This window comes from Vibrio aerogenes, from assembly GCF_024346755.1.
GTDB classification, from domain to species: domain Bacteria; phylum Pseudomonadota; class Gammaproteobacteria; order Enterobacterales; family Vibrionaceae; genus Vibrio; species Vibrio aerogenes.
The window spans coordinates 104,423-124,200 of record NZ_AP024861.1 but is presented as its reverse complement, the minus strand read 5'-3'; the positions used below and the strand labels follow the sequence as shown (position 1 = coordinate 124,200).

The window sequence follows — 19,778 nt, the reverse complement described above, 5'->3', positions numbered from 1 at the left end:
TTTCTTTTATTTTTCGCTGGTGAACAGAAGGATGAATTTACCGGCTGTCAGCCCTGACGACAGACAGCCGGAGTTCAGGTCATTTTCACAACCCCATTCATCAAGCCTTCCAGTCCACCATAAACGTTCAGGTTATTAATTTTGTCCGCGACTTTTTCCAAAGCTTCCAGTTCTTTCAACCGCAATAATGTCGGGTTGTTTTCCATCACTTTTGCCGTATTGTGCAAACTTCGTGTCGCTGCTGTTTCTTCACGTCGCTTAATCACGTTTGCTTCTGCTGCTTTTTGCGCTTCGACAACCTGATTCAGAATCGCTTTCATCTCTCCGGGCAGGATAATGTCTTTCACACCCACACTCTCCAACGTCACACCCACAGCTTTTAACTGTTCAGCCACCAACGCTTTCACGGTTTCATTGATGTACAATTTATCCAGCAGCAAATCATCCAGCGTTTTAGTACCCACGGCTTCACGCAATGCCAGCTGCAACATTTTGTATGCATAATCTTCAACCTTTGCCAGACTCACCGCAGCCAGTTGTGGATCGGTCACTTTAAAGCTGGCATTCAAATTCAGCCGCAAACTCACCCGATCTTTACTCAAAATTTCCTGCCCGGAAATTTCCAGCATTTGCGTCCGGCAATCGAACAGTTTCATTTCAATCGTCCGGTTAAATTGCCAGAAACTGTAGTCTCCCGGAGACAACAGACGTGCCAGTTCTCCGTTGATATACAACAAACCGACGTGTGCCGGTGGTACGCGCAGCTCAGCAGCTGGCTGTGTCTTCACCGTATTGACGCTGCAAATTAACCGGTTGGCAGCATTCACTCCCGTCTGACGGAACAGCGCCTGTAATTCAGATGTCACATCCAGTGTATTTGTGATATGAATTCTATCCAGACGGATATCTCCCGCATCTTTCCACACATACAGCGACTCTCCGGGTGCGACTATGCCAGTTAACCGGCCATCGAGATAAAGCATGCCTGCTTCACCTTCACTCAGTTGGTAATGATCAATATGTGCCCGAAACACCTCAGATTGTTCATATAACCGCTTACTGTTCTGTTCCCGGTAAAACAGCTGATTGATATCAAAACTGATAAATTCAGGCTGGTTAGCAAGATTCCAAAACGAATAGTTTCCCGGTATCAGTACTTGTTTCAATTGCTGATTTTTCAGAACAAATACCCGCTGATTTTCTGCGACCTTAATTTTCTTTTTTAATTGCATACGAACTACTGACATTGTTTCGTTCCTTCTGGTTTAGGTTGATTTGGTGGTCGCCTGCCAGAGTCAAACTGCTCTCCGGCAGGCGCCAGCCTGGATCAGGGTGAATAACTTATTGTTGATGTAGTCCTGCCGGTTCAGTCTTCAGGGAGCTTCCGGCTTGCTGAAAACTGGTGCCAGCCAAACGACACCACATAGCGGTCATCACAACTTTTCCTCATGTTTTAATAACGTATTTATTTAAGTGCGGGAGTTGAACCCGCTTCTCCCTTTGAGATTCCTGGTTTTTAAGGCGGGAGTTGAACCCGCGACAAATGACTGATGAGGTCACTGCTCTACCCACTGAGCTACTTAAACAATCGTGATGTCGGTATACGTGATTACAGCGTAAACGCACCGGCGTGTTATTCAGAAACACACCCATCAACACATCACGCTAATTATTATTTCAAGCAACGTGCCAAACGGGATACTTTCATCAGAAATAAAACCTAATTAATTGAAATTAAAAACAAATAAAACAAAACCACACAATAAAACCGAAAAAACATCTTGCACTAAAATCATAAAAATATTGAAATATAGATATAAAAATATCCAAAAGAATATTCTGATGAAAAAGAAAATGATTGCCGTCAGCTTCCTTGGCACCACACTGGATTCGATAAAGCGCTCAATTCGCTGGACAAAATGGCGCCCGAATATCTCTCTGGTCAAGCAACCCGATCTGGTCATTGATGAACTCTATCTTTTACACGGTGACCCGAACTACCGGCTGGCTGATTACGTTAAAAACGATATCGCACTGGTTTCCCCGCAAACAAAAGTTCATCTGACACCGATGAATTTTGACGACCCGTGGGATTTCGAAGAAGTGTACGCCAAGCTCTATGACTTCTGTCGCAGTCAGACATTCGACATCGATGAATGTGACTATTTGTTTCACATCACCACAGGGACACACGTCGCACAAATCTGTACCTTTCTGCTGACAGAAAGCCGTCATTTCCCCGGCCGGTTAATCCAGACGTCTCCCGATCAAGACAAAGCCGATCGCAGCATTGGGAAAGTTCAGATGATAGATCTGGATTTATCCAGATATGACCAGCTTGCGACCCGTTTTGATCACGAGCATCAGCAGGGAACCGAGTTTCTGAAAGGCGGCATCGCGACCCGCAACAAGGCGTTTAACCAACTCATCGTACAGATTGAAAAAGTTGCAATCCGCTCCAAAGCACCGATTTTACTGACCGGACCAACAGGTGCCGGAAAAAGCCAGCTGGCGACCCGGATTTACCAGCTTAAAAAAATGCGCAGCATGCTCTCCGGCCAGCTGGTTGTCGTCAACTGCGCGACCCTGAAAGGCGAAAATGCAATGGCAGCCCTGTTCGGCCATACCAAGGGCGCATTTACCGGTGCAGCATCGGCACGGGAAGGCTTTCTCCGGGCAGCCAACAACGGGCTACTGTTTTTAGATGAAATCGGGGAACTGGGGCTGGAAGAACAAGCCATGTTATTGCGTGCGATTGAAAACCACACCTTTCATCCGGTCGGTAGTGACAAGGATGTCCAGAGTAATTTCCAGTTAATTGCCGGAACCAACCGTGACTTAAGAGCACAGGTAGCGCAGGGGAAGTTCCGCGACGATTTGCTCGCCCGGATTAACCTCTGGACCTACACATTGCCAGCGCTGAAAGACCGGAAAGAAGATCTGGAAGCGAATATTGATTTTGAACTGGATAAATTCAGCCAGCAGCATGGTCATCAAATCCGTTTCAATAAAGAGGCCCGCCTGACTTATCTGAAATTTGCGCACTCGCCACAAGCGCTGTGGCGGGGAAATTTCCGGGATCTGGGCGCATCTGTCACCCGCTTATGCACGCTGGCAGACTCTTCGCGGATCGCGGTCGGTGATGTTGAAGAAGAAATTACCCGTTTGCAATCGGACTGGCAACCGGGCCATGCGCATCAGCATCGTGAAGTCTTACCCCTGTTTTTGAGTGAAGAAGTAATCGCGCAGATGGATTTATTTGACCGCCATCAACTCAATGCTGTCCTTCGCACCTGTATGCAACAACCCAGTATGGCTGCCGCCGGGCGGGAACTATTTCATATCAGTCGTCAGCAAAAAACGACCGCTAATGATTCAACCCGCCTGCAAAAATATCTGGCCCGGTTCGGACTCAAATGGCGCGACATTCACAGGCAAAAACAACCAGAAACGCAATAGTCCGGTGAAAAATGGTGTTGTAGCCTGATGAAAAACGATGATAGCTACTCCGTCGCCTCATCCGTCCGGCTGTCAGCAAATAACTGAGCCAGTTCCGACATCACTAACCGCACAGGGGCTGACTGGGAGGAAAGCTTTGCACTCAGCATCCATACATCCCGGCTGAGGATGCATTTCTGCACTGATGAGGCATGAGCTTGCTGTGGAATACAGATTTTCGGCAGGAGTGCGATGCCATACCCCTGCTCAGCCGCAATTTTCTGGGTCGTCACAGAATCAGACTGAAAGCGGACCGACTGATGGCCAAACCGTTCAATAAGGTAACGGGCTTCCGGCAGATGGGCCAGCTCACGGGTATAAGTCACCAGATGAACTTCCCGGCCGGAAAGCAGTCGCTCCATCCAGTAAGCGTTGCTGTATAACACATAATCCAGCTGGCCAATTTTCCGGCATAGTGACTCCCCGCTTTCGGGAAGATTCAGACGCAGAGCGATATCGGCCTCTTTCTTCATCAGACTGACATTACGACTGGTGATATCGACTTCCAAACGTAACTCAGGTGACTTTTTACATAAGGGTTTAAGCCCCTCAATCACCAGATATTCGGCCAAAAATGACACCATCGAAACCACAACAGGTTTACGGAACTGATGTTCAGGAAAAAAGTCAGATTCAAGCCCCTGAATCTGCTCCCGGAGATGACTGGTTTTGTGATAAAGCACCAGACCTTCAACCGTGGGCTGATACCCGCTCAGCGTCCGGTCAAACAACTTCTGCCGGATTGCAGACTCAAGCCTTTCCACTCTTCTGGAAACCGTGGCGTAATTGACGCCAAGCCGTTTCGCCGCGGCACTGACGGTTTCAGTTTCAACCAGCGCTATAAAAAAACGTAAATCATCCCAATTGATGTTATCCATACGTCACCTATTCAAATCAGTCCGCTTCTCCAGCATCACACAATGTCGGGTCACACAATGCCGGGTCACACGCAAAAATGCACAACCCTTGTGCAAAATCGCCTGATTACTTCTGCTGATTCACCGCATAAATTATATATATCCAAACGACCTGAATATAAGTATATCGGTTAATTATCATTAGGGTGAATAAACAATGAGTCAATTCAATACATTACGCACTATCGCCGGAATAGCTGAAACAACGGCCAACTGGAATCAGACCGCTTTAATCTTAGTGGATTATCAGAAAGAGTATACCAGCGGTATGCTGGCACTGGGTGAAGCCGGAACGCAGGCCATTCAACAAGCTCAAAAACTGCTGAATTATTGCCGTGAACAACAGGTTCCGGTGTTTCACGTGGTTCACCATGCAGCGCCGGGCAGCAAGGTATTTCATCCGCAAACAGAAATGGCCGGAATTGTCGAACCGCTGTGTCCGGCAGACAATGAAACCATCGTCATCAAGTCGATGCCCAATTCATTTTTTAATACCGGGCTGGAAAACCTGCTGAAATCGACCGGCCGGAAAGAATTGGTCATCGCAGGGTTGATGAGCCATATGTGTGTGACAGCAACCACCATCCGGGCAACAGAGCTGGGATACACCAATATCGTTTGTGCCGATGCCTGTGCAACCCGTTCACTCAAGGATGAAAACGGACAGGTTGTCGACGCTGATATGTTGCATCATGCTTCAATGGCGGCCTTGAGTGATCGCTATGCTGCCATCCTCAATCTGAAACAGCTGATTGCCGCCGGTTAAAACCAGTCACTTATTCAGTTCAGTCAGCAGTTTCTTTTGGGCAAAGTTTTTAATGAACAAAGTGCTTAATAAACAAAGTGCTTAATGAACAAAGTGCTTAATGAACAAGGTGTTTAATGAACAAACTATTGAACCGGCAATTTGTTCAATCAAAAAGCTATTCAATAAAAAAGCAGCGCTTTCACACGCTGCTTTTTTCCTCTGTTTGTTCTCCGGGCTCTCCCGTCTGAAAGCTGCCAAAGCGGGCCAGCGTTCTGCCTTTATCACCCACGATGATCATCCGGTGAGCTTCGGTGATTGCCGGCCATTGCAGGCTGTTTACCTGTTCATCAATCACATCACCTCCCACAGTAAACCGGCGGCTTCTGTCGTTGGCTTTCAGGTTGGGAATCTGAAGATGAAACACAACCAATGTCACCAACGCACCGTAATCCCGTCCCAAATCACATAAAACTTTCCGGTAATCCAGCCGGAGGTTGGTGGCATCCCAGACGATATTTCGCCGTTTCGCCAGTGCCGCTTTCAGCCGGTCCCGAGCTAAATGAACAATCCGTCCCGGATCCTTCTGGCAACTGCGATCACCATGAACTTCCGCCCGGATTTCATCCAGTGAAATGAGATGATAATCAGCCAGATATTTTTGTATCCAGCTTGATTTTCCACTGCCGCTGATACCGCACATCACATACAGATGTCCATAAACAGATGCAGCCCGGTAAGTCCGGGCGATGGCTTCTTCAGCCATCACAATGTCAGCACCAGCCAGTTCAGCCACCGCATAGTTATCGAGATAGACTTGCTCGCGTGGCGTATTTTTCACCTGAACGGCCGGCAGAATCTGCGTGCGCGGATTCGCAACCTGCCACAGTCCATATTCTTGCGCAAACAGGGCAAACTGCGCCAGCATATCCAGTTGTTCTGCCTGATCGGCACACACCCGCCCCTGCATATCTGCCCGCTCCAGCCAGTACATCAGTTCCAGGTCCACATTCAGGGCCAGATGCAGGTAACAACTGTAGCCCTGATTTCTCACCACCAGCAACTTGGGAACCTGATGAAACCCGACCAGCCCAAGAATCATCGCCACCACCGGATAATCCAGCGGCAAAGCCATCAACCGGGGAGCCAGATAACTGGCTCCCTGTTCCTCATGCCCTGTTGCAGCAAGCCGTTCCACACCACGAATCAGCTTTATCCGTGTCGTGACAGGTTTAGCGATATCATGCAGTAATGCTGCCAGAATCAGTGCTTGCCGCTTGCTGCCACAAATATGTTGCGCTGGTCCTTCAAGTAACTGATATAAAGCTTCCATTACCATCGACGTATGAATCGCAACATTGCCTTCACCGTGCCATTCCGGCTCCTGCGGTGTATCAGCAAAACGTTCCAGCCACGGGAAAAAACCGCCCAGCCGGGACAAACATTCTTCAAAATCCGGCGTCGCACCGGCAGCCAGCGCATCAAGCCATAATTTCAGTTCACGCATCCCGTTCATCTCCTGCCAGCAGGTTCGGCACTGTCTCCGCTTTCATCCAATGTTCTCCGGTCGAGACATGATTGCGCCGGACCCATTTTGCAACACTCTGGCTAAAATCATCATAATGAAATGCATCCGCCAGCCGGACGACATAACCTTCCTGAGTTTGGGTATCCAGACGTTGCTGAATCTCACGGATCGTGGCTTCACACCAAAAGCCCTGATACAAAACCGGTGGTGTTTTCAGACCTAACCGCTCAAAAAATTTAACACTCTCAGACCAGCTCAGACACAGGTTATTCTGATCCCAGACGGAAAAAGCCAGAAAATAACTCGCTAAGTCATGATAGGCAATTGAGTGTTTCGCATACATATTTTCACCGCAAACCCGCCAGCCATCCGGAATTTGCCAGCCAATTCTGCCCTGCAATGCTTTCACCCAGGTCCGGGAAGGATGGAACAAGCTATCCATCGAGCGGGCATGAATGTAATCCGGATAAATTGTGGTATTTTCACCGTCCATTTTTTCTGTGACGATCACTTCTTTTCCACTGAAGCAACTCAACCGACGCTGAAACACATCATCATCAGTTGCCCCGCGGGACCATGGTAAATGGGGTGTTCTCGGGTATTTCATTCTCATCATCTGTTCCTCTTTTCATTGATTCATCTTTAAATGCTGTCATGAATCAACACAGCATGACGCGACAGCCTGTTCATCAGGTGCCAAACGCCTTCAACCGCTGTGTGATGATGGAATTACATAACGCTGTCCTCTTTTGTTTTGTTTCTTAATTGATACCGATTCAGTTTATTTTCCAATCAATGATTGAATGTAACTGATATCACTTCTTTAAACGAAAATCTTTTCCTACAAATGTCCGGACCGGGTTACCCCGTTCCAGAGCATGGTGTTGCTGCCAGCGCGCTTTGTACTGCTGTTTTATCTTCTGCGCTTCGGCAACCTGTAATTTCTGCATCAGTAATAATTTTGCCAATCGTTTATTGGCATGCTGGCTTCGTTCGGTTTCAACCCGAACACTGATACCCGATGCAATATGTATTGCCCGGACCGCAGACTCTGTGGTGTTGACATGTTGTCCACCCGCTCCGGAAGCCCGGCAGGTCTGAAAACGTATCTCATTTTCCCGGTATTGTTGTTCATCCGGTCTAAACACCTGCCCACTGAAAAACCAGTTTTTACGTGGATGTTTTGGCCGGAAGGGGCTGGGAGCAATCCACAGCATATTGCCCTGCCAGTTTTTCGCAATGTGCGGGCTGTTATCCCCAGCCAGTTCAACCAGCACGGAGTGAAAACAACCATTTTTCCCGGCAGGTTCCGTCTCGATAATCTGGCTGCGTACACCAGACTCATGGCACTGTATTTCCAGTTGTTGTAGTGCAAGACCAACGGCCAGACAGCATTCCAGCGGCCCCCGGCCAGCGGAGAGTTGCAGTAAAATCATTGCTGTTTTCCTCCGTCTCCACCATCCGTTTTAAATGTCAGGACCGGCTTCAGCCGTGCCAGCCGGGTAATCAGACCCGCATTTTCCAAATCACTGATCACCGATTCACATTTCTTATACGCCTGTGGCGCTTCATCATACAGCAGGGTTTTGTCTTTACAGACGACCCGGCTGCCCAGTGAGGTTCGCTGTAAGTCGCTCTGACGATATTTGTGACTGAGCCTGCTCTGACAATCTCCCCGTTTCCATTTTCTCCCGGCACCATGTGCCAACGAAAGAAGTCCGGCCTCATTGGTCGTCGGTTTAACCAGATAAGTGTAATCCCCGCGGGAACCTGGAATGACCACAACACCCTGATCAGCCGGTGTCGCACCTTTACGGTGAATCCAACCGGACACACCCTGGAATTGTGCCGGAGACACCAGATTATGTGTCACATCCAATACCAGTTCAGCCTCGCCCCGCACCGCATCCAGAAACCGCAAAGCAATGAGTTCCCGGTTCAGAACTGCCCAGCGCACCGCTTCATCATGTTGCTGTAAATAATCCGCAAATCCTGCACCGGACTCGGCTATCCCATCATGGTTATAACGGCGAATATGCGCCATCAGTATTTGCTGCCCCAAACCACGCGAGCCGGAATGCACCAGCAACTGGAGCTGCTTCGGGTTCATCCCCAGCGCCGCAACGGTCGCCTCACAATACACTTCGTCAAGCTGTTGAAATTCCGAAAAGTGATTCCCGCCGCCAATCGTTCCCAGTGAAACATCAAAGCTGCCGGGGTTGATATTCAGCGCCTGCTGTCTGGACTGAATATAGGGGTGCCACGATGCCGGTAAAGGAGATGTCACGCCATTCAGCCGCTTTTCAATTTTTTCCGGGTTAAATTTGTTAACCTTCAGGCTGGTTTGCCATAACCCCATGCCGCAGCCAATATCGTTCCCCACCAGTGCCGGATAAATTCGCTTCCGGCTAAAAAATGCAGCGCCCACCGGATAGCCCCGGCCCGGATGTAAATCCGGCATACCGGCGACTGCCACCATATCCGGCAGTTGTGCTGTTTTGTTCAGTTGTTCAATCGCCAGCCCTTCAATCCACGTCGCTTCTGATGCGATCAGGGTGGCCCGTTCAGAAATTGTCCGGATGATATTGCCCATCATCTTTTTCCTGTAAACATTTAGTTCAGATGTGTGATCCGGAAAACTCAAACAATCACAGATAAACAAACGGAATCAGAACCAAAACAGCCCTGAAGACTTATCTGAATTTAAAAAGTTATCGGATCGATATTGGCAGATCTGCCGGACAGGCAGAACAGAGAAAGCAGTGTTCTGCTATTTGATGTCGGTAAGATCTGCAAAGGAAATCGAAATTGTCAGCATAATTTGTGTCCTCCACAGTGAAGTTGATGAAAAGTTGGCGCGGATGCTAAAGGATGATGAAAAAGAAGTCAACCCATCTCTGGCTGACTTCTGTCACTGGCTATTGCTGCCGGAAGCCGGATAAAATCGCACCCGGTGTCGAAAGAACCAGTTCACCATCAGATTCCCGCTGTTTTAACTTTGACAGCACGGAATCAAGATACACCAGACGATGTGGTCTACCGGCGACCGGCGTGTGCAAAGGAAATGCGGCGACAGGCGCCGCATCGGTCCGGGCAAGAAACCTGAGACCGTCGATATAGTCGATAATTGACTGAAAATAATCTTGGTTAGACAAACTTTTAGCACATAAAGATGGCGTGTCATTCACCTCAATATTATAGGGGACAGCAGCCAGCCGGGCGCCTCCTTGTTGAAATTCACCAACAAAGTCAGAGACCGATCGATCCAGTGTGTACGTATAACCGGCTTCAAAGAGTGCCGGAATCGTTTGTTCATTCCCGTTAATCCAGGGTGACAGCCAACCTTTGACCGGCAACTTCAATCCGGATTCCAGAACATCTTTGACGTGTCGGCTGTACTCAACCTGCTGAGCAAAATCCAGCTGGTGAAAATAATCCGTATTCGTCTGACCATGACCAATCACTTCAACGTTCTGATATTCCCTGAGCCGGACAACCAACGCCGGATACTTTTCCACAAAATCAGAATTAATCAGTAACGCCAGAGGCACCTGATGATGCCTGAACATCTCAAGCAGGTTAAACATGCCTTCCTGCAAGCCATACATCCGCCAGCTGTGGTTTTTATAATCCGGATCAAACTTCACGCCTGTGAATCCATGCCCCAGGCCAGATGGCGTACTGTCCTCAATATTGAGAGCAAAATAGATATGAGGCACAGCCATTGTGGCAACCTCATCCAGATACCGGAATCCATTCATGATAAACATCCTCTGTAAACCCGGCGATGCCAGAGTTCAAATACCTTCACCGACCAGATTTTGTGGTAATCGGATTCATTCAGTCCAACACCCCTCGATACTTTGCCGGTCAGTTCACTTAAATCCACATAGTCATGGACAATCGACTGACGGTCATTGAGTGGCGAGGTAAAGTAATCAAAAAATTCCGGCTGACGAAAATAATGCAGCGGAAAAGTAAACGGCTGCTTTTTACGAAAACAAATACGCTGTCCCAGCGTTCCGGAAAAAGCTAACCGGAGTGCCCATTTCCCTTTCCCCTGAAAAAACTTACGGGTTGCACTCAAACGGGCACATAGCCGGATATGATTGGTATCTAAAAACGGGCTGCGGGTTTCCAGTCCGTTTTTCATAAATATCCGATCCATCCGGGTCAGGTGGTAATTTTTAAACCGGATCGAACGCTCCAGTTCGGCTAAGGACGCCAGATCCCGGCCGTAAGGAGAGACACCGAAGTAATGCTCCGGATGATAATCTGGCAGGTGTAATGACTCGGGCCGGAATAAAGACAGTGCCTGCAGATAGTCTTCAACACCACATTCTGCAAAGGTTCTGAACCGATCGTACCCCAGCCAGAGCTCATCGGCACCATCTCCTGTTAACAGCACCCTGTGCTCCCGACCTATATGCCGGGCCAAAGCCAGAGAGTTGACAATAATCGGATCCTGGACCGGTTGTTCCATGGCAATCACTGAAGCTTCCAACAGCTCCGGAACCGCTTCAGTTTTCAGCAGCAAAGACTGGTGGTTGATCCGGTTATCTTCCGCAAATTCAGTGGCCAGCGGGATTTCATCCAATGGGTCGTCCACATCATTACTGCCGATCGTATACGCCCGGAAAGTCTGCTCCTGCTGTTGCAGCAGATAATTAATAATCGAAGAATCCAGCCCGCCACTCAATAAAGAGGCAATGGGTTTATCATTCACAGAGCGGAGCTGAATTGACTGGTTCAGGGATGTAATCAGCTCTTCCGGGGTAATCTCACTGTCCGGATTCACATCCGTTTCTGCAAAAAACCGGCACAGTTCCGGCTGGTAGCGTCCATGATTGACCCACAGGAAATATCCGGGAGGGACTTCAGAAATGCCGTTAATCAGGCTGCTTTTTACACCAGCTGATTTAAATATGAAATAATCACCTACCGCGTAGGGATCAAGATCGATTTCATGCTTAATTTTCATTAATCCGGTAATATCAGATGAGAAGAACAACGTCTCGTCCTGACACAAATAATAGAGCGGCTTTTTCCCGACAGAATCTCTTGCCAGCATCATCCCATCCGGGCGAAACCAGGCCAGCGCAAAAGGCCCGTTTAGCCGGGAGAGCGTTCCCGCCATCCCATACCGGTGAAACAGGGGTAAAATGACCTCCCCATCGCAGCGATCCGCCGCCAGAGGCATATTCAATTCGGCGACTGCCAGTTCCCGGTAGTTATAAATTTCCCCGTTAAATAACAAAAAACTTTTCCCGTCCTGAAAGGGTTGCCTTGCATTCCCCGGGCTGCCGGTAATGGCAAGTCTGCTGAAAAATAATCCCTGATGTTCATCAATACATTCCATCGTTTCATCCGGACCACGGGCAGCAATGCTTTCCCGTAAAATCTGAATCTGAGCCTGACTGACTGCCGGACTGGCAGCATTCAGTCGCAGGTATCCTGCTATTCCGCACATAAACAACCTCCAGTTTACAGAAACGTCACATCAAAACTGCAATCAGAAAATAACTGCTCATCCAGCCGGCTCTCTATCTGGTAATTTGCCGGCCCCATGTATTGCAGTAGTAAACCATGTTGCATGACGACATTGACGGGATGATTCTCCATCAGAACCGATGGACCAAAGAAAGGACTCAGAGCCAGAATACTATCCCGTAACAAAGCCGTTGCGCGGTATTTGAATGTCAGACCAAAAGCCAGACTGAAATAGTTCCCGGACTGCAACGCCTGACTCAGAGAAGTGACTAACTGTCGATATTTCGCAGTTATCCGTGTGTATGCAGACTGTTTACAAATATAATCGAACTGACTTTTCAGCAGGTCAATGAATCTGGCCAGCAACCCTAAAGCCAACAAGCCAGGATTCAAACCATTCTCATGGTTTTGCTTTTGCAATATGTCTGCACAGCCACGCTCCCCGAGAAACATCTGGTGATCAATGGCCAGATTGTCAAAATGAATCGCACTGTTCTGTGCTGCCCTGAAACTAATCAAAGATAAAGGTTTTAAACGAATCTGCTGCTGTTGAGCGGGCTGTGGAACAATGACAAATGATTGTCCCCCATATTCCGGATCCCGGACGATCACATGCGTCAAACAGGATTCAGCAACACCGGTTGAAATATACTTATCTCCGGACAAATACAGGCAGGCTGAGTTGTTCACCCGATGGACCATTGCCGGGTTCGCCTCACCTTCACTCCATGCCGAGGACATCAGGCCGGCATCAGTAACTAAAGCATCAAGTTGTTGCCGGTAGAGTGCCTCATTCGCACAGGTATTCATCCGGGCGGTACACTGATAATGAAACATATACAAAGCGGCAACATTCACTGAACGATAAGCCAGACAGGGCAACAATACAGCCGCTGTTTTCAGTTCAGCGGCAGAGCCGCCCAGCCTCTCTGGTACTAACAACAGCGAAGCACTGGCCTTACGGTTTAAATCTTCAACAGCCTGGACCGGATAATCACGCATCGCATCAATATGCGCCAGCCGGGTACATCCAAGAACAGTATCAATCAGGGCCAATGAGGATGTATCACTATTTTGCCGGACCAGTTCAATTAACATGTTTTCTGCACGATTCATATCAACCCGACTCCGTCGTATTCGCCACACCACGCCGGCTGTTTAAAACCAATGAAACCAGACAAATCGTCGATATGGTCACAATTGCTGTCCAGCCGGCAATCGCTTTGGTTGTACTCAGCTGTAGCGAATCAATCATGATGCCGACGGCCAGTACGGTAAACTGATAACAAGAGTTATAAGTCAAACCATGAATGTTGTAGATCAGCGGTAGTGATTCCTCAGAGCTGTTATTCTGAATCAGCGTGGTATCAAGCGGGATAATAATGCCGCCACATAACCTCATAAAATAAATTGCAATAAAGCTCAGATAAATATTGTCAGTGAATAATGCCAGGGAAAAGCAGAAAGCCTGACAGAAATAGGCGAAGAGAAACAGCCTGAAGAGATAGTTCTCGTTTTCCTTAAACTTTGTTTTGTAAACAATAAAGCTTCCGGCCAGCAAAGCCAGTGCCTGAACCGTATAGAAAGTACTGAGTAATCCGGAACTTTCAGCCTGAGTCATAAACAACACCGGGAATAACACACTGAAAGCGCCCCCAACAATCCCCCAGCTCAAACCAAAAGCTAATACAGAAGAAAGCACAACGCTGCCTTTCACTTCTGTTACCAGAGCAGAAAGCATGAGTTTGAGCGTTGGCGACTGCTTCTGCTCCTTTTCCCCGCCCTCAGCATCGGCTTGTAAATTGTAAAGAAACAGGGCAGAGAGCAGAAAACTGGCAGCATCAATCCACAAACATACGCTTAATGACCACTGGCTGATCAGGGCGGCCCCGGCAACGGAACCCAATCCCATCGCAATGTAAGAACCACTGTTGAGCAGCGCATTCACCTGATGACGCTGGTCTGGTTCATAGAGATCGGTAATCTTGCGGATATACGCAGAACGAAAGGCAACACTGACTACACCAAGAAAGGCATTCACAATAAATACGGCTGTCATTGCATCCTGAAATAACACCAGAGATGCGACTAAAACCATACGCAATAAGTCTGCACTAACCAGTGTGGTACGATTCGCAAAATGGCTGATTTTTTTAACAATCAAAGGGGATAGCAATAATGAAGGCAGCGTAGACGACAGGATAAACAGGCTGACAATCACTCCAGACTGCGTTCCCCGGAACAGATACAGCAATAAAGCGACATGAAAAATCCAGTCCCCCATCGATGAAACCATCACCGATGGTAATAATGCTTTGAGATTTTTATCCCGGATATTCATGAGTGAGTCTCCGCAGGCAGATAGCGGATAAACCCTTGTTCGATTTTATGATTAATATAGCCGATCCCACTTTTCAGCCGCTTCATTCCAAACCGTTCAACCAATGTCAGTGCGGTCGCTTCTTTCTGCTCCAGTAAAAACTCAAGCAGAGAATCCGGCTCAACCACAGCATAAGATGAACTCTTGGGAATATCGGGATGCTTCACTAACAGCAGCGTCACAGTCACTTCACTCTCAGATTCATCGTGAGCAAAACCATCGATTTCCATAAAACGGCAAAACTCACGCGAAACCAGGATCGTCGTATAGTGATCAGTCAAACTGATTTTATCTTCCACATGCCACTGTTCAATATAATGTTCAGCTGGCGGGTTATAGTTGACCCAGCAAATCCGGGTGTTCTGGTAACAAAAATACAGAAGGTCACTGAGATAAGACGGAACCTCATATTGAAACAGGATCCCGGTAAAGAATTCATAGTAATTTCGGGCATCCAACAGCTTCGCTAAAGAACCCTGACAATACTGCTGAGAAAATTTCCGGGCCAGGGGTTCATAATCCATATAACGGGATAATTCCGTCACAAATAAGCCAAACTCACCTTCTCGCCGGTGAATTCTTTCTGTACCGACAAAGTCCCCCAATACGGTCATACTCTCTGGTTCAATATCCGCCAGATAGTTGAGTTCTTCTTCGGTTAAAGCATAACCATCCAGACAGTCGATCCCCTGCTCACAAAATTGCTGGCAAAAACGATGATCCCTAACCAGACGAGCCATGACATTTTGTACATCTGCTAACATGATTCTTTCTCCTTTAATCGTTGTTTTATTGCTGATCACGCAAGAAGACTGCGCGCCCAGTCCATCGAATCACGTAAGAATTCAGGCTCTGCCAGTGCTGGTGTTCTGGCTTCCAGTTCAAAAAAGATCAGCGGCTTCACGTCATGATGTTTCAATAACTGTTCCAGACTTGTTTTCAACCACTTTTCACTTTCTGTATAAGATTTAGGGGCGGATTTCATCTGCGCCTGATTATTCACATACAGGTGGATCTGTTCGACTAAACTGAGGTCAATGTGCGCCAAATACTCATCCGGATCGATTCTGGCACCGTAACTATTACTGTAAGCAATATTCGACAAACTCAAATGCATCTTACAGCCGGATTCACGAACTGTTTCATTAAAAAATTCAACCCGTCGTTTCGCCTGATTCCCTTTCAGCTCATAAGAAAAAATCGGGTTTTCAACCAAAACTTTGGTATTCAAATTCTGATCCAGCGCCTTTAAATGTCCTGATATAACCTGCTTCTGAGCGGGCAGCTCTGGGGGCGGGAAAAATATACCGAATTCATCACCCCCCGGAGATTTAAGTACCGCATGATGCTCCGTAACAGAATAAGGCTGAACAGCTGCAACCTGTTCCTGCAGCATCTTCAACCCCGGACGTTCAGACGTACTGTCTTGTCCCAGATCCATGACCGCTGTATGTAAACAGACCGGCTTATTTTTAGGGCCAATAAAGCGAACCAGATTTTCAACTTCGGTATTAAAATGTAGTGCCAGGACTTCATACGCATCCGAACGTCCCCCACAAGCTTCAAATTTCTGGTCAAAATCAATGTAATCCTGATGAAAATGTAAAAAATAGCCAACGCCCTGCATTTGATCACCTTATAATATTTGTGTATTAACCCGGGTCGCCATTAACAGCTCACCGCTCACCATTTCTGTCACCGAAAACATTAATTTTTCTCCGGTCATTAAATTCGCACACTGATATTCTCCCGTCATCGTTACCGGATGGTAAAAATTGAAGTAGCAACATAACAAATACAAACTACTGACAGGAAAAGAACGGTGAAATTCACCATTAAAACAAAGTAAAGATTTCATTTCACTTTGCTTAAATGAAATAGCGACCACTTTAAATCCTGGATATTTCAATGACAAACGCTTCATTTCATCACACAATAAATCGATACTCTGCTTTTTCTGTATATAAAGATGAATATCAACCATCAACAATTGATTAAAACTATCAATTTTTACCGCAGAATATCTATGTGATAATAAATTCAGGCCATCTGTCAGGTATTGATAATGATATATGACATCTGCTGTCATATTTTTCGCTATTTCAATCTGACAACCCTGATGATTATCTGATACTTTTTTTAACCACCACCGGGAGTTTATCTGGCTATTGATGAGTTCACAGTAACAACGGGTATCTAGTTCATTACAGAACTCAATGGTGTGAAGATATGCGGCAATGGCAGCATTCGAACATTCCTTCGTTTTATCACAACACTGAACACCAGATACCGCCTGATAGAAGCGGTAGCGGATCCTGTTGATATCCGGTGCAACGGCTTCGACAAAAACGGTTTTATTGTCCTGATAATGCTGGCCTTGCTGAAAATACCCCGGTTTTTTCAGGTCTCCGGCATGATCGGTAACATTCAGACCTGAAGTACCAGAACGAATCCGGAGCCGCCGATTGCTGATAAAATGCTGACCCGGATACGAACCGGCAGTACGGGAACTTTCCTGGTGGTAAATATCACCATACTCGCGATCATTGGTCGCGATAGCGGACTGAGATGGCATGATCTTTATCTATCCTTTTCGCCGACAGATGCTTTGCACAGCATATTCTTTACTGGCTAACAACTGCCTTATCTGTGTAATTCTTATATTTAAGAGGTTGATACTCTTATTTATATAATCTGAATAACGACAAGCGGGTAAGAACATCCGGACAGAATCAATATAATTTCAATCTGTCCGGACAGATTCATTTATATGAACCTGTTTAATTTAAAGATCAGAAATGTGCATTTGATGCATTTTTTTGCACACTGCGGCCAACAGAGAAAGTTGCATTCGCTGCATTTTTCTGGACACTGCGGCTTACTGAAAAAGTTGCATTCGCTGCATTTTTTTGAACACTACGGCTTACTGAGAATAAAGACTTAGTCATAATAAATTTCCTTTTGAATATTGTTTTTTATATTTAACAGAAATAAAAAAACATTTCCGTCTTGCCATGATATTGCATCACAGGCACAAATCAATTTATCAATCAGAAATTGTTAATGTCAAGAAAATAAAATGTTAAAACAATTTAACAGAATTATAATGATAACAATATCTTTATCATGTATTTAGAAAAACACACACCACATTAGTTATATTTATTAATAATCAATTACATATAGAGATAATTATATAATTAAGAGATGTGTCACACATTATGAGAAAAGAAATTAAAAACAAAAATATAAATAATTTAAATTCTCAATATGAGTGATAAGCTCAGCAATCACAGACTAATTTTCGGGTTTCACCAGATATGTTTTATGATTTCTGATGTAGGTTACGGGGGGGATGGATTCACCGGAAGCCATGGCTTTCATTAAGGTGTAGCTTCCCTGCCCAAGCTGAAAGTAATTGATCATCAGATAACCGTGAACAAGCTTTGTTCTGAGCAGCTTGCTGTATTCTGAGCGCATCCCGCCAATGGATAAGACCATGATAGTTTTTCCCGTTTCTATCCGCTCTTTGTAAGGTGCAACAACTTTTTGATAAGCTCTCGGATCAGCGATAACCCAATTATCGATAGAAACAAAAACATCCACATCCAGATGATTCAGGGTGAAGTCAAGCTGAGTAAGCGCCCGCTCACTTTTTTCGCCATTATTCCATGGGCAACGTGCAACCTCACGCCATCCCTGATGGCCATTGAGGCGAACACCTTTGTCGAGCTTCTCTCCACTTAATCCACGCCTCAGCCCCAGTAATCGCTCCTCCATTTGTGCCCGGTGCAAGCCAAAGGATGCCATAATGCAGATATTCCCGCCTTTGGGATGGAGTTCCCTGACGACGTTTGCCAGATCTTTTCCCAGAGCGAGATTATCTACACCAATATGCCCGATACTTAAATGATTGTCCTTGTCACTAAAAGGAACATCAATCGTAATCAGTGGCAGAGGACTGGTCTTTAATACTTCCGCAATCAGGTCAGAATGAGAGACAGAAATGCCTAATCCTTTAAATCGGTCACTTTGTAATGCTTCGCTTAAAACACGCTTTTGGTAACGCGGATGCCCATCTCCCGTTGCACCCAGTGCAGTACAATGGTCATCATTCCGTGATGCCATCGCTTCGCAACCCCGCCAGATTTCGACGAGTGCCGCATCACTCAAACTTTTTCCAACCAAACCATAGGTATCAGCATAAGCGCGCCCACACAAGAACGGGAAAACCAGAAATGCAATCACCAAATAACGGTTCAGCATATGAAGACCTGACATTCATCTGCTTCCTTTCTGAGTCTGTGCATTAATTATAGTCTTCTATTAATATTATTCTTATTAATAAAACAAACAGCTGAAGTGCCCCGGTGTGAGTCGCCACAATCCAGGCGATATCAACCTGCTTCAGACAGTTATTTATATGACGCTATACCTGAATGACCTCAAGATGCATGTTCAGCAAGAATTGATGGGTTTCTGAGCAAGACACAGATGGCAGGAGCTATCAGGTCCGTGCTGAAAATAACAGGTCCGTTCTGAAAATATCAGGCCAGTTCTGAAAAAGAAAAACTGAATCGATGATGGTGCTGGCTGTTGGTCTGCCTGATGGTGTAACAAATCATGATATCGGCCATAGCACCCGCCTCTGAAAAATAAATCACCTGCACTTCATTGACATGGATTCTTGGTTCAGAATTTAATAAAGCACACCGGACAAAGAATGCTATTTCGTCTTTTAAAACTGCATTCCGGACCCGGATATCATCAAAAGCATAGTAGGATTCACAATTTAAAAACGGAATACATCGTTCAGTCAAATATGAATGTAATACAGTATCAACGGACTGGTTAATATCCTGTTCATCACAGTCTTCCTCCGGAAACGGGTGAGCAACTCCGGAACGTACAGGCGGAAATTTCCATCCTCCCTCAAGAAATTGACTATCTTCCATAATGATAACTCCTGTCAAAACATCTTTACTTGCATCCATTATGAAACCTAGCACATCAAATGGCTTTTTCAAATTTTAGAGTAAAAACTTCAACACCAATATAACATTAATTTTAGCATGGTTATTTTTATATTATTTTTCAATTGCTTATATTTTTTAAATTGTTATTTGTAACGAATTTTTCATATCGGCAATAAAGAGAAATGCAATCAGCCGAAACAGAATAATATGCTGGTTTAAAGCCAAATAACCTTTCATTTTATAA

At 46.2% G+C, this 19,778-nt stretch carries 18 protein-coding genes and 1 tRNA gene; 2 read left to right on the top strand and 17 right to left on the bottom strand.

All coding sequences use genetic code 11. The features are described 5' to 3' along the window. Positions 1 to 74 precede the first annotated feature (74 nt). Positions 75 to 1,247, bottom strand: coding sequence for a slipin family protein (locus tag OCV29_RS00545; RefSeq protein WP_245796954.1), 1,173 nt, complete (start codon positions 1,245 to 1,247; stop codon positions 75 to 77). 263 nt (positions 1,248 to 1,510) lie between these two features. Then, positions 1,511 to 1,586 (bottom strand) — tRNA-Met (locus tag OCV29_RS00540). 256 nt (positions 1,587 to 1,842) lie between these two features. Between OCV29_RS00540 and rtcR the strand changes: the two genes are divergently transcribed. Beyond that, positions 1,843 to 3,459: an RNA repair transcriptional activator RtcR gene (gene rtcR / locus OCV29_RS00535; RefSeq protein WP_073605284.1), complete on the top strand. Its 1,617-nt coding sequence runs from the start codon at positions 1,843 to 1,845 to the stop codon at positions 3,457 to 3,459. A gap of 44 nt (positions 3,460 to 3,503) precedes the next feature. Here the strand turns inward: rtcR and OCV29_RS00530 are convergent, their stop codons facing one another. Then, positions 3,504 to 4,376 carry a LysR family transcriptional regulator gene (locus OCV29_RS00530; RefSeq protein ID WP_073605225.1) on the bottom strand — a complete coding sequence of 291 codons (873 nt, stop codon included), beginning with the start codon at positions 4,374 to 4,376 and terminating at the stop codon, positions 3,504 to 3,506. A gap of 196 nt (positions 4,377 to 4,572) precedes the next feature. On the opposite strand from OCV29_RS00530, the gene OCV29_RS00525 reads away from it, so the two are divergent. Next, positions 4,573 to 5,181 (top strand): cysteine hydrolase family protein, encoded by a 609-nt coding sequence (locus tag OCV29_RS00525; RefSeq protein ID WP_073605226.1) that lies wholly within the window; start codon positions 4,573 to 4,575, stop codon positions 5,179 to 5,181. A gap of 181 nt (positions 5,182 to 5,362) precedes the next feature. Here OCV29_RS00525 and OCV29_RS00520 read toward each other — a convergent pair whose 3' ends face one another. The 14 genes from OCV29_RS00520 to OCV29_RS00455 form a co-directional block, all read right to left on the bottom strand. After that, entirely contained in the window at positions 5,363 to 6,667 is a 1,305-nt protein-coding gene (locus OCV29_RS00520) for an AAA family ATPase (protein WP_073605227.1), read from the bottom strand. Continuing rightward, on the bottom strand, positions 6,660 to 7,304 hold the full coding sequence (locus OCV29_RS00515) for an RNA ligase family protein (protein WP_245796955.1): 645 nt from the start codon (positions 7,302 to 7,304) through the stop codon (positions 6,660 to 6,662). The genes OCV29_RS00520 and OCV29_RS00515 overlap by 8 nt, the downstream gene beginning before the upstream one ends. A gap of 199 nt (positions 7,305 to 7,503) precedes the next feature. After that, entirely contained in the window at positions 7,504 to 8,124 is a 621-nt protein-coding gene (gene prfH / locus OCV29_RS00510) for a peptide chain release factor H (protein ID WP_073605229.1), read from the bottom strand. Continuing rightward, a complete protein-coding gene (locus OCV29_RS00505; RefSeq protein ID WP_245796956.1) occupies positions 8,121 to 9,284 on the bottom strand; it encodes an RNA ligase RtcB family protein in 1,164 nt (387 codons plus the stop codon). The genes prfH and OCV29_RS00505 overlap by 4 nt, the downstream gene beginning before the upstream one ends. 322 nt (positions 9,285 to 9,606) lie before the next feature. After that, entirely contained in the window at positions 9,607 to 10,449 is an 843-nt protein-coding gene (locus OCV29_RS00500) for a polysaccharide deacetylase family protein (protein ID WP_073605231.1), read from the bottom strand. After that, positions 10,446 to 12,158: an asparagine synthase (glutamine-hydrolyzing) gene (asnB, locus tag OCV29_RS00495; protein WP_073605232.1), complete on the bottom strand. Its 1,713-nt coding sequence runs from the start codon at positions 12,156 to 12,158 to the stop codon at positions 10,446 to 10,448. Before asnB ends, OCV29_RS00500 begins: the two co-directional genes overlap by 4 nt. A 14-nt stretch (positions 12,159 to 12,172) precedes the next feature. Continuing rightward, positions 12,173 to 13,294, bottom strand: a complete 1,122-nt coding sequence (locus OCV29_RS00490; RefSeq protein ID WP_073605233.1) for an acyl-CoA dehydrogenase family protein — start codon at positions 13,292 to 13,294, stop codon at positions 12,173 to 12,175. Position 13,295: 1 nt separating this feature from the next. Further along, positions 13,296 to 14,519 carry an MFS transporter gene (locus OCV29_RS00485; protein ID WP_073605234.1) on the bottom strand — a complete coding sequence of 408 codons (1,224 nt, stop codon included), beginning with the start codon at positions 14,517 to 14,519 and terminating at the stop codon, positions 13,296 to 13,298. After that, on the bottom strand, positions 14,516 to 15,322 hold the full coding sequence (locus OCV29_RS00480) for a hypothetical protein (RefSeq protein ID WP_073605235.1): 807 nt from the start codon (positions 15,320 to 15,322) through the stop codon (positions 14,516 to 14,518). The genes OCV29_RS00485 and OCV29_RS00480 overlap by 4 nt, the downstream gene beginning before the upstream one ends. A 35-nt stretch (positions 15,323 to 15,357) precedes the next feature. Then, positions 15,358 to 16,185: a multinuclear nonheme iron-dependent oxidase gene (locus OCV29_RS00475; RefSeq protein WP_073605236.1), complete on the bottom strand. Its 828-nt coding sequence runs from the start codon at positions 16,183 to 16,185 to the stop codon at positions 15,358 to 15,360. Positions 16,186 to 16,194: 9 nt separating this feature from the next. Next, positions 16,195 to 17,133: a hypothetical protein gene (locus tag OCV29_RS00470; protein WP_073605237.1), complete on the bottom strand. Its 939-nt coding sequence runs from the start codon at positions 17,131 to 17,133 to the stop codon at positions 16,195 to 16,197. A 217-nt stretch (positions 17,134 to 17,350) separates the two neighbouring features. Further along, on the bottom strand, positions 17,351 to 17,506 hold the full coding sequence (locus OCV29_RS00465) for a hypothetical protein (protein ID WP_175561592.1): 156 nt from the start codon (positions 17,504 to 17,506) through the stop codon (positions 17,351 to 17,353). A gap of 349 nt (positions 17,507 to 17,855) precedes the next feature. After that, positions 17,856 to 18,839: a substrate-binding domain-containing protein gene (locus tag OCV29_RS00460; RefSeq protein WP_073605238.1), complete on the bottom strand. Its 984-nt coding sequence runs from the start codon at positions 18,837 to 18,839 to the stop codon at positions 17,856 to 17,858. Positions 18,840 to 19,105: 266 nt separating this feature from the next. Further along, complete coding sequence (locus tag OCV29_RS00455; RefSeq protein WP_073605239.1) at positions 19,106 to 19,513, bottom strand: GPW/gp25 family protein; 408 nt, start codon at positions 19,511 to 19,513, stop codon at positions 19,106 to 19,108. Between the last annotated feature and the right edge of the window lie 265 nt (positions 19,514 to 19,778).